General features: G+C 55.1%; 12 protein-coding genes and 2 pseudogenes. 5 read left to right on the top strand and 9 right to left on the bottom strand.

Features of this window, described 5'->3' with window-relative positions; all coding sequences use genetic code 11:
* From K5905_RS14045 to K5905_RS14025, 5 genes and pseudogenes are all read right to left on the bottom strand, one after another.
* Positions 1-292, bottom strand: a pseudogene (locus K5905_RS14045) (methyltetrahydrofolate cobalamin methyltransferase); the annotation flags it as partial.
* Complete coding sequence (locus tag K5905_RS14040) at positions 293-1183, bottom strand: methylenetetrahydrofolate reductase (protein WP_297584908.1); 891 nt, start codon at positions 1181-1183, stop codon at positions 293-295. It abuts the pseudogene before it with no gap.
* The gene (locus tag K5905_RS14035) at positions 1176-1478 is read right to left on the bottom strand and encodes a virulence factor (RefSeq protein WP_297584906.1); all 303 of its coding nucleotides are present in this window, start codon (positions 1476-1478) and stop codon (positions 1176-1178) included. The genes K5905_RS14040 and K5905_RS14035 overlap by 8 nt, the downstream gene beginning before the upstream one ends.
* A gap of 113 nt (positions 1479-1591) precedes the next feature.
* Entirely contained in the window at positions 1592-2233 is a 642-nt protein-coding gene (locus K5905_RS14030) for a DUF1638 domain-containing protein (protein WP_297584904.1), read from the bottom strand.
* 33 nt (positions 2234-2266) lie between these two features.
* Positions 2267-2971, bottom strand: a complete 705-nt coding sequence (locus tag K5905_RS14025) for a B12-binding domain-containing protein (protein ID WP_297584902.1) — start codon at positions 2969-2971, stop codon at positions 2267-2269.
* A gap of 206 nt (positions 2972-3177) precedes the next feature.
* Between K5905_RS14025 and K5905_RS14020 the strand changes: the two genes are divergently transcribed.
* Positions 3178-3456: a hypothetical protein gene (locus K5905_RS14020; protein ID WP_297584900.1), complete on the top strand. Its 279-nt coding sequence runs from the start codon at positions 3178-3180 to the stop codon at positions 3454-3456.
* Between the two features lie 218 nt (positions 3457-3674).
* Here K5905_RS14020 and K5905_RS14015 read toward each other — a convergent pair whose 3' ends face one another.
* Positions 3675-5345: a formate--tetrahydrofolate ligase gene (locus tag K5905_RS14015; RefSeq protein ID WP_297584898.1), complete on the bottom strand. Its 1671-nt coding sequence runs from the start codon at positions 5343-5345 to the stop codon at positions 3675-3677.
* A gap of 306 nt (positions 5346-5651) precedes the next feature.
* Between K5905_RS14015 and K5905_RS14010 the strand changes: the two genes are divergently transcribed.
* The 3 genes from K5905_RS14010 (at position 5652) to tdh (ending at position 8603) form a co-directional block, all read left to right on the top strand.
* Positions 5652-6212 (top strand): XRE family transcriptional regulator, encoded by a 561-nt coding sequence (locus K5905_RS14010; RefSeq protein WP_297584896.1) that lies wholly within the window; start codon positions 5652-5654, stop codon positions 6210-6212.
* 166 nt (positions 6213-6378) lie between these two features.
* Entirely contained in the window at positions 6379-7566 is a 1188-nt protein-coding gene (locus K5905_RS14005; protein WP_297584893.1) for a glycine C-acetyltransferase, read from the top strand.
* On the top strand, positions 7563-8603 hold the full coding sequence (gene tdh / locus K5905_RS14000; RefSeq protein WP_297584890.1) for an L-threonine 3-dehydrogenase: 1041 nt from the start codon (positions 7563-7565) through the stop codon (positions 8601-8603). Before K5905_RS14005 ends, tdh begins: the two co-directional genes overlap by 4 nt.
* A gap of 288 nt (positions 8604-8891) precedes the next feature.
* Here tdh and K5905_RS13995 read toward each other — a convergent pair whose 3' ends face one another.
* The gene (locus tag K5905_RS13995) at positions 8892-9098 is read right to left on the bottom strand and encodes a DUF2892 domain-containing protein (protein WP_297584888.1); all 207 of its coding nucleotides are present in this window, start codon (positions 9096-9098) and stop codon (positions 8892-8894) included.
* 331 nt (positions 9099-9429) lie between these two features.
* Positions 9430-10155: a hypothetical protein gene (locus K5905_RS13990; RefSeq protein ID WP_297584887.1), complete on the bottom strand. Its 726-nt coding sequence runs from the start codon at positions 10153-10155 to the stop codon at positions 9430-9432.
* Positions 10156-10402: 247 nt separating this feature from the next.
* Between K5905_RS13990 and K5905_RS13985 the strand changes: the two genes are divergently transcribed.
* Positions 10403-10987, top strand: a complete 585-nt coding sequence (locus tag K5905_RS13985; protein ID WP_297584884.1) for a rhomboid family intramembrane serine protease — start codon at positions 10403-10405, stop codon at positions 10985-10987.
* A gap of 25 nt (positions 10988-11012) precedes the next feature.
* Here the strand turns inward: K5905_RS13985 and K5905_RS13980 are convergent.
* A pseudogene (locus K5905_RS13980) lies at positions 11013-12196 on the bottom strand (winged helix-turn-helix domain-containing protein).
* Positions 12197-12533 lie beyond the last annotated feature (337 nt).

Raw genomic sequence — 12533 nt, 5'->3', positions numbered from 1 at the left:
ACAAAGGAACGTCTGTAAGGCCTTGAACAATCTCAAGAGTTTTTACCAGAAGCGGAGGTTCCGTTTCGTTCGGATTAACTGCGGTGACGCCCGCATTCACGTCCAGCATGGTGGCGCCTGCAGCGACCTGGGCTAACACGTCCGCCTTGACGGTATCGAAGTTGCCTTCAACCATCTCGGCAGCCAGCTTCTTGCGGCCGGTTGGATTGATCCGCTCGCCAATGACGCAGAACGGTTGGTCGAAACCGATGACGATTTCTTTTGTTGCGGATGCGACGACAGTACGGGTCATTTATGCGATCTCATTGGCAGTCAAAGAGGATGGGGATTGAAAGGACCAGCTCCCACGGCTGTGCAGCCAGTCCGCGGTTTTCTGGATCCCGCCAAACGGGTAAACGTGAATTTGAGCCAGTTGCGAATTTGGCTGGCTTGTGATGCGCGTTTCCAGCGGGTCAACCATTGTTTCGGGATCATACCCGGACAGCATGGAGACCACTGCGCCACCGCGTTTTTTCAGGAAGTTCAGTGAATTCTCGACCCCGGCGAAGGCCGCATATTTTAGCAGGGTCGTCATCTTGGCAGGACCTGCAACGCCGATATGTACCGGGAACTGGTTACCCCAGTCGCACAGCTCGTCAAGCCACAGGCTGACACGGTGCGGATCAAAACCGAACTGTGTGACAATACGGAACTCCGCGTCGCTGTTGGCCGCAAGTTCGTGTTTGCGCTGAAGAAAGGACTTGATCACATCCGGCTTGATGTCCGGAGCGCCTTCCGGATGTCCGGCAACGGCAATCCTGAGGATACCCAGCTTGTCGAAGAGGCCGGTCTCAAGAAGGGTGACCGACGAGGTGAGGGGTCCGGCCTTTTCCGCTTCGCCGGCAACCGTCAGAACCTCGGTAACCCCTGCCTCCTGCACAAGGCGGGTGATGCGGCGTTCAAAGGCTTCCATCGACGGGTAGCGGCGAGCGGCCATATGCGGCACCGCTGTCAGTTTGTGATCCTTGAGAGTGCGCGCGGCCGAGACGATCATGTCTTCCGATGCATTGCCAAGATCCGTGACATATACCTGCGTGCCCGCAGGGATATTGGCAAGCAACTCGGTCTTTTCGACCACCTGCTTGGGCGACATTTCGGTAGAGGCGGCAAGCCGCCCATTCGCCAACAGGCGTTGATCAGTCATTCTCCGTGCCTCCACTTGCGAGCAGGGTTTTCAGTCTTTCCTTCGGATAAGCGGCAACCAGTTCGCTCAATGCCGCTTCCGCTTCCGTTTCGAGGTCGTCCGTCACTTCAACAGGTTCTGCTCGGCGCCATTCCGCCATGTAAGCTTCACTGTCCTTTGCTCCGACCCGCATGGCACAGGCGTCAATCGCCTCCATGAACATGGAAGGCAGCTCCCGCCGGGCAGATTTCCGCCCTTTTTTTACAAGAATCTGTGCCGGGATATCCCGCCAGTACACGATGATCTTCTGAGCCATGGTCTCTCGTTCCTCTTGAGAACCATGATTGCCGGATAAGCAGAATTCCCGGTCGCCTGATAGCGTCATCGTTGCGTGAAAAACCGACTTGTTCTCAATCGGATTTCAATTGTTCAATCTTCGGCATTCGATCCGAGAAACGGATCCAGCAAGCCATATCCTGTACGCCTTATCTCGAATGGCAGATCAAGTCGCTTCGCCGCTTCGCGCGCCGCTTCTTCCAATTTGGGATTGTCGGTCTGCGCCAGGTACAAAAGACGTGTGTAGTGCTGGAAATACATGTCCCGCAAATGCGGGTGCCAATCGAGTCCCAGCGGTTCGATCACCATTGTCTGGAAGTGGCGCGCCAGGAAGTCGGTCAGGTAGAATGTACCGAGCTGGTCTTCTTCCATATCGGCAAAGTCATCAAGGCCAGCAAAGAACGCGTAACAATGCGCGCCTTCAATTCGCTTTGCGCCCGTTTCTTCCAAGACCTTGTCAAGAAGGCCACCGGTGCCGCAATCGCCATAGCCGATCAGGATCTCGGAATAGGCATCCCGGTTCATGAGGATCGCGCGGCGCACTTCCTCGGGAATCTTGTCGGGTGTGTTGTGAAGTTTGGCCGGCAGGCAGGTCAGGTCGATATGATCAAGGCCGTTTCGGTCACGAATGGCGACGATCTCTCTGGCCAGGGCGCCGCAGGCAATAACAAGAACGCGGCCGATCTTGTCGTTCGCGTTCTCTTCCGTTTCGATCGGAAAAAGAGGCTCGCCCATCTGCATATCGGCAGCCTCCTCCAACATTTGGGATCAGCCCTTGCTGGCCAGCTGGTTGTGACGGCGGGCAATCAGGTCCTTTGCCATCTCAACTGCCACGGCCGCATCCCGGCAATATCCGTCTGCACCGACAGCGTCGCCAAACTCTTCATTCAGCGGTGCACCGCCCACGAGCACGATATAATCGTCGCGGATACCCTTTGCCTTCATTTCGTCGATGACGACCTTCATGTAAGGCATCGTGGTGGTCAGCAGGGCGGACATGCCGAGGATTTCGGGCTGGTGTTCTTCCAAGGCCGCCAGATAGTTCTCGACCGGATTGTTAATGCCGATATCGATCACTTCAAAGCCTGCGCCTTCCATCATCATGGAAACGAGGTTCTTGCCGATGTCATGGATGTCGCCTTTAACGGTGCCGATCACCATTTTGCCGACTTTTGGCGCACCGGTTTCCGCCAGCAGCGGACGCAGGATCCCCATTCCTGCTTTCATGGCGTTCGCCGAAAGCAGAACTTCAGGCACAAAAAGGATACCATCACGGAAGTCGACACCGACGATCCGCATGCCTTCCACCAGCGCTTTGGTCAGAATGTCGTAAGGCACCCAACCGCGTTCGAGGAGGATATTGACGGATTCCTCGATTTCTTCCTGAAGACCGTCATAAAGGTCATCATGCATCTGCTCGACAAGTTCATCGTCGGAGAGGGAGGCGAGATCGATATCATCTTCATCGGACATGGGCGGCTCCAACAGGCGCAAAGAGAGTTGTATTTAGTGAAAAACTTTATGCCTCAAGCCGGATTCCCCGATATCTTCAAAGCGACACCGCTAGTCGTTTACGCGACAGTCCGGCATCGCTTACGGCAACTGCGGGTAGATTTCCCCGTTGCGTAGCGAAAACGAGTGTAATTAGACTGGCTTATTCGCTGATATGGATGCTTGAAATGACAGTCCGTTTCCCGCTCAAAATCCTGCTGATCTTGTTGGTGTTCCTGAGTGGCTGCCAAAGCCTTGGCGGCAATGCGGACATGGTTCACAAGACCGGGTCGACGGTGTCGCAAAGACAAAATGTTATCGATGCCTGTCAGGTTGCCGCTCTTGAGGATGTTCCACCGGCGTTTGAGACACGAACCGTTGGCGGCTATGGCGGCTTCGGTCCGGGATATTGTTCTGGATGGGGTGCTACGGATATCGCGGATATACGGTGCCTCCGACCATCGTAAGCTACGACCCGAACGAGGCACTGCGCGCAAGACAGTTTCAGCGCTGCCTGCGCAGCAAGGGATATACTGTCATTTCCCGTCCGGTCTGCACGACGGAGCAGAAAACAAGCGCCTACCTCAATGAGAAACGGCAAGCGCCCGCCGCCGGAATTTCCTGCGTTGCAGGCGAACCTCGCCTGCAACGCAGATGGGTCAGAACCCAGTAGGTCGGGAAGGGCTTAGAACAGTCCTTCGATCTGACCGTTTTCGTCCAGCTTGATGTGGTTTGCGGATGGGACCCGCGGCAGACCCGGCATGGTCATGATTTCACCGCAGATCGCGACAATGAAGCCCGCGCCTGCGGAAAGACGTACTTCGCGGATCGGCAGGCTGTGACCTGTCGGAGCACCGCGCAGCTGCGGGTCGGTGGTGAACGAGTACTGGGTTTTGGCCATGCAGACCGGCAGGTCGCCAAATCCGTCGGCTTCCCAACGCTTCAGCTGATCGCGGACGGATTTGTCTGCCAGGACTTCGTCGGCACGGTAGATCCGCTTGGCGATGGTTTCGATCTTCTCAAACAGAGGCAGGCTGTCTTCGTAAAGCGGTGCGAACTGGGCGGCGCCGCTTTCGGCAAGCTCTGCAACACGCGTTGCCAGTTCTTCCGTTCCGGCAGAACCGTTGGCCCAGTGCGTTGCGAGGATGGCATCGACGCCAAGTTCGGCACAATAGTCCTTGATGGCCTGGACTTCGGCTTCGGTGTCGGCGGTGAAGTGGTTGATGGCGACGACGGCCGGAACGCCGAACTGTTTGACGTTTTCGATGTGGCGGCCAAGGTTGGCGCACCCCTTCACCACGGCGTCGACATTCTCGGTGCCGAGGTCTTCCTTCGCAACACCACCGTTCATTTTCAATGCCTTGATGGTCGCGACAATCACGACGGCATCCGGAGAGAGACCAGCCTTGCGACACTTGATATCGAAGAATTTCTCAGCGCCAAGGTCCGCACCGAAGCCTGCTTCGGTGACGACATAATCGGACAGTTTCAGGGCTGTTTGCGTTGCCACGACGGAGTTACAGCCGTGAGCGATGTTTGCGAACGGGCCGCCATGGATGAAGGCCGGGTTGTTTTCCAATGTCTGGACGAGGTTCGGCTGCAGGGCTTCCTTGAGCAGAACGGTCATCGCGCCGTCGGCTTCCAGGTCGCGGGCTCTGATGGCAGTCCGGTCGCGGCGATAGGCGACGATGATGTCACCAAGCCGCTTCTGAAGATCTTCAAGATCGGTCGCAAGGCAGAGGATAGCCATGATTTCCGAAGCAACGGTGATGTCGAATCCGGCCTCACGAGGGAAACCGTTGGCCACACCACCGAGTGAGCAGACAATGGACCGCAGCGCGCGGTCGTTCATGTCGAGCACGCGGCGCCAGGTCACGCGGCGCTGATCGATGCCAAGCTCGTTGCCCCAGTAGATGTGGTTTTCAATCAGAGCGGCCAGAAGATTGTGCGCCGACGTGATGGCGTGGAAGTCGCCGGTAAAGTGCAGGTTGATGTCTTCCATCGGAACGACCTGGGCATAACCGCCACCTGCAGCGCCGCCTTTCATGCCGAAGCACGGGCCGAGCGAAGGTTCACGCAGGCAGATCATGGCATTCTTGCCGATCCGGTTAAGACCGTCACCAAGGCCGACGGTGGTGGTGGTCTTGCCTTCACCGGCCGGGGTCGGGTTGATTGCTGTAACCAGAATCAGCTTGCCGTTGTCCTTGCCGTCGAGACCTTCGATGAATTCGGCCGAGATCTTGGCTTTGGTGCGGCCGTACGGCAGCAAGGACTCATCTGAAATATTGAGTTTGGCACCGATTTCCTGAATCGGTTTCATTTTCGCTGCGCGGGCAATTTCGATATCGCTTGCCATTTGCTTTCTCCGAGGCGTTTCCAAAAATAGAGGCGTCAAGCCAACGGGATTGCACCGTCTCGACGTTGGCGAAACGCTATTTGAGAAGGCAGTGCAACAACTGTTCCGAATACGACAGGATGCGCCCCGGAAACGACGGAGGTCCCAAACGACGGATTTGAGCCATTTCGGTTGGTGCGGACCGCGCGAAGCTGACAGGTTGACAAAGCTGCAGTCAAAACGGATTCAGAAAAGGCGGTTTCATATTTCAGGTCGTCCGAAAAAAAGAAAATTGCATATTGGGGTCGAACGGATTTTACTTCCGTTATGACAGATTCAGATATCCTCTCCCGACTTCCCGAGCGTTTGAAAAACGCCCGTCGTACACAAGGACTTTCGCTTGAGGCCGTTGAAAAGCTCTCCGGTGTTTCAAGATCGATGGTCAGCCAGATCGAACGCGGTGAATCCAATCCGACCGTTGCCACGCTCTTGAACCTGACCCGGGCGCTGAATGTCGATTTTGCCGGATTGCTTGGGGAGGAGACCGCCGAGGACAGGGTGGAGATTTTGCATGAACATCAGACACCGACGCTGGACAGAGCCGGAGATGGCTGCAAGATTCGTATTCTTTCTCCACCGCAGGACACGGGGCGACTGGAAGTCTACGAACTGATATTTGCCGAAGGTGGCAAACTCGACAGCAGACCGCACGAACGCGGCACTCGGGAACAACTGATCGCCGAAGAGGGGCGGCTTCAGGTTACCTCCGGCGTGGCCAAAGGTGTTGTAAGCAAGGGGGACACAGCCAGATATGCCGCCGATGTGCCGCACGCTATCGAGGCTGTCGACGGACCTGCAAAAGCTGTCCTGATGGTCGTGAAATTCTAAATCAGGTTCGCAAGGTTCGAAGTGAGATGGCTGGTCAGGTGTCTTTAGTGACGCAGGGGCCAGCTCGTCTGAATATTAGAAATCCGTAATATTGGATTTCATTTCTTTTATCATGAATGAAAATCCGATATAGTGGAAGAAATATCCATTTTGCCGGAGAATTGTCGTGTCTGATGCGTTCCTGTCCCACATTTCCAACACGTTGAAAGAGATCGAGGCCGAAGGTCTTTACAAGCGCGAACGGCTGATCACATCCCCTCAGGGGGGGCTTATTACAGTCGGCGGGCGCGAAGTCATAAACCTGTGCGCCAACAACTATCTGGGCCTTGCCGATCATCCGGCTCTTATAGAGGCTGCCAAGAACGCGCTGGAGCCGAAGGGCTACGGCATGGCGTCCGTGCGGTTCATCTGCGGAACGCAGGACATTCACAGACAATTGGAGCAGCGCCTTGCCAGGTTCCTCGGCAAGGATGATTCCATATTGTTTGCAGCTTGTTTCGATGCGAATGGCGGTCTGTTCGAACCGCTGCTCGGCCCGGAGGACGGAATAATCTCGGACGCGCTGAATCACGCGTCGATCATTGACGGCATCAGGCTCTGCAAGGCCAAACGCTTCCGCTACGCCAATTCCGACATGGCTGATCTGGAGGCGAAACTGAAAGAGGCGCGGGAGACAGGCTGTCGCCACATAATGATCGCGACCGACGGTGTATTCTCGATGGATGGATATCTTGCCAAACTTCCCGAGATCACGGCACTCGCCAAACAATACGATGCGCTTGTCATGGTTGATGATTGCCATGCAACCGGCTTCATGGGCCCCAAGGGGGAGGGAACGCCTGCACATTTCGGGGTGGAAGTCGACATCCTCACCGGCACGCTGGGAAAGGCGCTGGGGGGAGGTATTGGTGGCTATATTGCCGGACCTCAGCCGGTAATAGATCTTCTGCGTCAGCGCGCGCGACCATATCTTTTTTCAAATTCCCTGCCACCGGCCGTCGTCATGAGTGGACTTGAGGCGATCCGTCTTGTTGAGGAAGGAGACGATCTTCGCAACACCCTCTTCGAAAATGCCGGATATTGGCGGGCTGGTCTGGAAAATCTCGGTTTCACTTTGTTACCAGGTGAACATCCGATCATTCCGGTAATGCTCGGAGAAGCCAAGCTCGCGCAAGCAATGGCAACAAGTCTGTTCGATGAAGGTGTTTTTGTCTCCGGCTTCTTCTTTCCGGTTGTCCCGCGCGGACAGGCGCGGATCAGGACCCAGATGAATGCCGCGCTGACGAAAGCGGATCTGGACCGGGCGCTGGAGGCGTTCGAAAAAGCCGGCAAGAAAACTGGAGTGCTGTCATGACCAGCAATCAGATGAAAGCACTCTGCAAGTCCGAACCCAGGGAAGGTTTGTGGATGACGCGCGCACCTGTTCCGGAGATCGGTCCGGACGATGTGCTGATCAGGATCAACAAGACAGGTATCTGCGGAACCGACATCCATATCTGGAACTGGGACGAATGGGCAGCAAAAACAGTGCCCATTCCCTTGATTACGGGTCACGAGTTTGCCGGTGAAATTGTTGAGCTGGGCAAGAACGTCTCCGAATTCGAAATCGGTCAGCGCTGCTCCGGGGAAGGCCATCTGATCGGCAAGCAATCCCGGCAATCCAGAGCGGGCAAGTTTCATCTCGATCCGGAAACCCGTGGCATCGGGGTCAACGAGCAGGGTGCGTTTGCCGAGTATCTGCGCCTGCCGGCATTCAACGTTGTGCCATTGCCGGACGAAATTGATGATGAAATCGGAGCCATTCTGGACCCCTTGGGCAATGCCGTACACACCGCGCTCAGTTTCGATCTGGTCGGCGAAGATGTGTTGATCACCGGCGCAGGACCCATCGGCATTATGTCTGCTGCGGTTGCTCGCCATGTTGGTGCCAGAAATGTGGTGATCACGGATATCAATCAGGCCCGCCTGGATCTTGCATCCAGGGTCACTGATGTGGTTCCCGTCAATGTTGCTGACGAGGACCTCATGGGCATCGAGCAAAAGCTGGGTATGCGCGAAGGCTTCGATGTCGGTCTTGAGATGTCCGGCAACCAGATCGCCCTCGACCAGATGGTGGAAAATCTGGTTATGGGTGGCAGGATAGCGCTTCTTGGCATTCCGCCGGGCAAGTCACCGGTCGATTGGTCGCGTATCGTCTTCAAGGCGATCACGATCAAGGGGGTCTATGGCCGGGAAATCTTCGAAACCTGGTACAAGATGATTGCTATGCTCCAGAACGGACTGGATGTCCGTAACGTCATCACTCACCGTTTCTCCGTGGACGACTTTCAGGACGGCTTTGCAGCCATGAAATCAGGAGAAGCAGGAAAGGTGGTTTTGAGCTGGACCTGAGTGGGGCCGACTATAAGATTTTGGAACCTATCGGTGCGGCTGAAACGGCACTTGAGCCGGCCCTGAACTGTAAGGAGAAACGCACCGGCATCGAAATCGAAACCGGTACTCAGAACAGGCCCGGACAAGCGTCCCGTCAGGATTCGGCCAATTTGCCAAAGTCACATTTCAGCGCTCCAAGACGCGAACCGAAGTGCATTGAAACGTGACGGTGCATAATGGCGCAAACCGTTTCAGCCAGATGAATAGGTCCCGATCCGAACAAGAGCCGAGCAGGATCGCCTGGCCTCATCTTGCAAAGCCTGATTTTTGGGCCAATCCCATTTTCTTGAGGATCATGACAGCAGGACAAAAGCCGGTGAAAGATGCCTGCATAAGATGCGCACCCAGAATACCGGTTAGCCAGAGCCAGTTGAGATTCACGTAAACTGCCAGCAACACCGAGATAACAATCAGGGTGCCGACAACAAGGAGAATGGCTCGCTCAACGGTCATTTTCCGCTCCTTAATTTCATTAGTTTCGAATTAATGAAATTATGTGCTTCACTTGCAAAAAGCCAGTCCCAAGCGCCATCACTTTCGTCTGTTTTCCTGCGGCATTTGTACACGTCAAGGCAATCAACTTGCCTCGCCGTGACGCGAGCTTTCACGCAAGCCTCAGTTTGGGATGCGTCTGCAATGAGAATTTCTCGATCCGGGTGTTTCATGTCCGGATGGGCTCGGCATCAAACACAAACTCAAGGACGACGGCACTGTCCTGATCTGAATTCGCAAATTCAAGCCGTTTCTGGTGCGGGCACGCGTCAACGTGATCGTCAGGTCACTATCAACCGAGGATCATCTGGCGGAAATAATTGCGGTTTTCGGTTGAATGCAGCTGCTCGAAAAACAACTCGATAACCGGCTCGGATACTTTCAGCGGCGAGGGGCCGTAGGTTTCGTATTTGTCCGAAAGCTTTTTGTTGACCGCGTTTGAGAAATTCACGTAGTCAATATGTTCACGCGGGAACCCCTTGCTCGCACGTTTGACAATGTCCTGAATGTCTTTGTTGTTGGCGATCGTGATTGCGGTAATTGAATTGCCTTCTGCCTTTGCGAGCTTCCGATAGGCTTTGGACAGATCATCGATAAACCCCGCATAGCAGGTTGCGCAAATATAGGCGCTGAAGGCCTGTAGGAACTCTATCTCCCAGTTGGCGTCCGTACGCTTGATCTGTGGCTCGAAGGCCTTGCGAAGGATGTCGAAACACAAAAATCGCAACACAGACATGGCGAAAAAGTCTTTGTTCGCACCGACGAAGGGCTGCTTTTTGTGAATGCGTCCACAGGCTTCGTAATTGGACCGGTAGATATCAAAGAGATCCGGTGAGGTCGCTATGAAATCAAATATCGCGGAAATGTCGGCCTTGCTCAATTTGCCGCCGCGCATGTCGGCTGCGCTGTGCAGGCTCTTGCGGGCAAGGTCCAGCGCCTGTTGACCGGCGCCAACGCAGATATGCGGACCGCTGAGTTTTGGCCAGGAGACAGCCTTGTGTTTGTCTGAGGGACGCATCACCAACCTCAAGTTTTGGAATGCAATAATGCGCTCAATTGGTTAGAAAAAATTTAATCTGTCGGGTCAAAAAATCGCTTCGTGAAATAAAACCGGCAAGAACGGCGACCAGCCTGCGGTTGACCAGTTGCCTGGCCTGTGGAACAAGCAATCGGCTTTCAGGCTTGTTCGGGTTTCCGGACGGGCTTTATGTAAATACTTCAATCAATTGCGCATGGCCGGAAGGCTGACATGAAGGGCATCTGCTATGACGAACCTTCCGATTGCCACCTATCTTTTGATTGCCTTTACCGTGGTTGTTTCTGCTGCCGGATTTAACAACCGGGCTCTGCTGGAACGGTTTGCGTTTGAAATCGGTCCAATCCTGCGACGTAAACAGGTGGAGCGGCTATTGACTGCTTCGTTTCTGCACGTGGACGGTGGACACCTGCTGGTGAACATGTTGACGCTGTTTTTCTTCGGACCCGTGCTGGAGGCCCGATACGGTCCGGTCAGTTTCGTGGCGCTTTATCTGTTCTGTTCAATCTTTACCGGCGTTGTGGTTCTGTTCCTGCGTCGAAATCAGCTACAGTATAAAGCAGTTGGGGCATCCGATGCAGTGTCCGGAGTACTTGGCGCCTATTGCGTTCTCTATCCCTTCAGCAAAGTCTACCTGTTTTTCATTCCCGTTGGCATTCCGGCAATTTTGTACGCGGTCCTCTATCTTGCCTGGTCGGCCTGGGCGGCGCGACGACAGATCGGCAATGTTGCACATGATGCCCACATCGCTGGACTGCTTGCAGGCGCGGGCGTGATATTGCTTGCAAATCCGGACATTCTGACGGGCGGCTGAGTGAAGATCTGCAAGAATACCGGGCTCAGGTTGTGCGCAGCCAGTCAGGGTCGAAGGTGACATTTGAGCAGCCGGAAAAGCGGGCCATGCGATCAAGTTCGGACTGGAGTTTGGTCAAACGCCCCTTCGAGGCTCTGACGCCCTGTTCCGGCCAGTAGGCCCGGACATGCAGTCGGTCGTCGGCGCGATGGGCCTTCATGTCGATACGGCCGATCAATCTGTCTCCTTCCAGAACGGGGAAGACGTAATAGCCGTACTTGCGTTTCGGTTCGGGGACGAAGATTTCGATCCGGTAGGAAAATCCAAACAGGCGTTCGGTGCGTTTGCGATCCGGACCCTGGAAGGCGGGGTGGAGATCGCTTCCAGAGACTCGAGCGTCTCCGGGTAAATGAATACCCTGCGGTAAACACCGCCCACGCATTCGATCTCGGCCTCGGTAACAAGACCGTTTGCAAGTGCGGACTGGCACCAGTCCTTTGCTTCCTGAGGTGTAATCAGGTCCCAGAATGCTGCAATTTCACCCGAGGTTGCATAGCCAAGCCGATCGAGGGCCGAGCGCGCGGCCCAGTCGATCGTGTCCTGCTCGTCGGGAAGGTGAGCTCGATGAGCGTCGGGGATGACCCGTTCAGTAAGGTCGTACACTTTCTGGAAGCCGACCCGATGACACACGGAAAGCTTGCCGGTTCGCCAGAGGAACTCCAGCGCCGTTTTTGAAGGGTGCCAATCCCACCAACCGCCATTGCTGCGTTTTTCGTCTTCGCCGACCGTGGCAGAAGTGACCGGGCCGTGATCACTCACTTGCTTCAGGATTTCTTCGAATTTTTCCTCAAATCCATTGCGGCGCCAGTCGCGCCAGCGGCCGATCAGGCGGTCGCGATCACGTTTGAAACGAAGCTGCCAATGAGGGTAGAACTCAGTCGGAATGACTGAAGCGTCATGGGTCCAATGCTCAAACAGCAACCGGTCCCGTTCCAGGTGGGCTCTGAGGTTCTTTTCCCTGTATGCCGGGCGTCTTGCCGCCAGAATCATATGATGCGCCCTGGCAACCGTATTGATGCTGTCGACCTGAACAAACCCGAGGTCATTGATCACGGCAGACAGGTCGTTTCCCTTGCCGCTGCCTTTCGGAGCTGCGCAAAGTCCGTGTTTTTCAAGAAACAGGTGCCGGGCCTGCTGATTTGGCACCCTGGGAAGGTTAGGCTTCGTCATGGCGGAACGTTAACATCTTCAACAGCCAGGCAAAATGCTATTTGGGCGATTGTGTTTCATTCGTACAATTAAATCCCGCTGTCTTTCCTGTCATGCCCGCGGCCTATCCATAACCGTTGCAAGCGCCACCCTGTTCTTTATCTCCGGACCCCGCTAAGAGGAATGGAGAGTGATTTGGAAGACCTTCGGCAAGCGGAATTGTCTACGGGAAATATTTATTATGATCAGGTGGACACAGTGACGGAAGTGTTGGCGATCGGCCCGGGGCTGATTGCTGTCTCAATTCTCGTCTTTGTGCTGGCCGGCTTTGTCAAAGGCCTGGTCGGGTTCGGACTGC

This window comes from Roseibium sp., from assembly GCF_025698965.1.
Classification (GTDB): domain Bacteria; phylum Pseudomonadota; class Alphaproteobacteria; order Rhizobiales; family Stappiaceae; genus Roseibium.
This window is presented reverse-complemented; position numbering and strand designations above follow the sequence as displayed.

Bases quoted from the DNA above. Each gene is read 5' to 3' on its own strand.
- K5905_RS13985 (WP_297584884.1), top strand. From the start codon at position 10,403: ATGACGAACCTTCCGATTGCCACCTATCTTTTGATTGCCTTTACCGTG.
- K5905_RS14010 (WP_297584896.1), top strand. From the start codon at position 5,652: ATGACAGATTCAGATATCCTCTCCCGACTTCCCGAGCGTTTGAAAAAC.
- tdh (WP_297584890.1), top strand. From the start codon at position 7,563: ATGACCAGCAATCAGATGAAAGCACTCTGCAAGTCCGAACCCAGGGAA.
- K5905_RS14015 (WP_297584898.1), bottom strand. From the start codon at position 5,345: ATGGCAAGCGATATCGAAATTGCCCGCGCAGCGAAAATGAAACCGATT.
- K5905_RS14040 (WP_297584908.1), bottom strand. From the start codon at position 1,183: ATGACTGATCAACGCCTGTTGGCGAATGGGCGGCTTGCCGCCTCTACC.
- K5905_RS14025 (WP_297584902.1), bottom strand. From the start codon at position 2,971: ATGTCCGATGAAGATGATATCGATCTCGCCTCCCTCTCCGACGATGAA.
- K5905_RS13990 (WP_297584887.1), bottom strand. From the start codon at position 10,155: ATGCGTCCCTCAGACAAACACAAGGCTGTCTCCTGGCCAAAACTCAGC.
- K5905_RS13995 (WP_297584888.1), bottom strand. From the start codon at position 9,098: ATGACCGTTGAGCGAGCCATTCTCCTTGTTGTCGGCACCCTGATTGTT.
- K5905_RS14035 (WP_297584906.1), bottom strand. From the start codon at position 1,478: ATGGCTCAGAAGATCATCGTGTACTGGCGGGATATCCCGGCACAGATT.
- K5905_RS14030 (WP_297584904.1), bottom strand. From the start codon at position 2,233: ATGGGCGAGCCTCTTTTTCCGATCGAAACGGAAGAGAACGCGAACGAC.
- K5905_RS14020 (WP_297584900.1), top strand. From the start codon at position 3,178: ATGACAGTCCGTTTCCCGCTCAAAATCCTGCTGATCTTGTTGGTGTTC.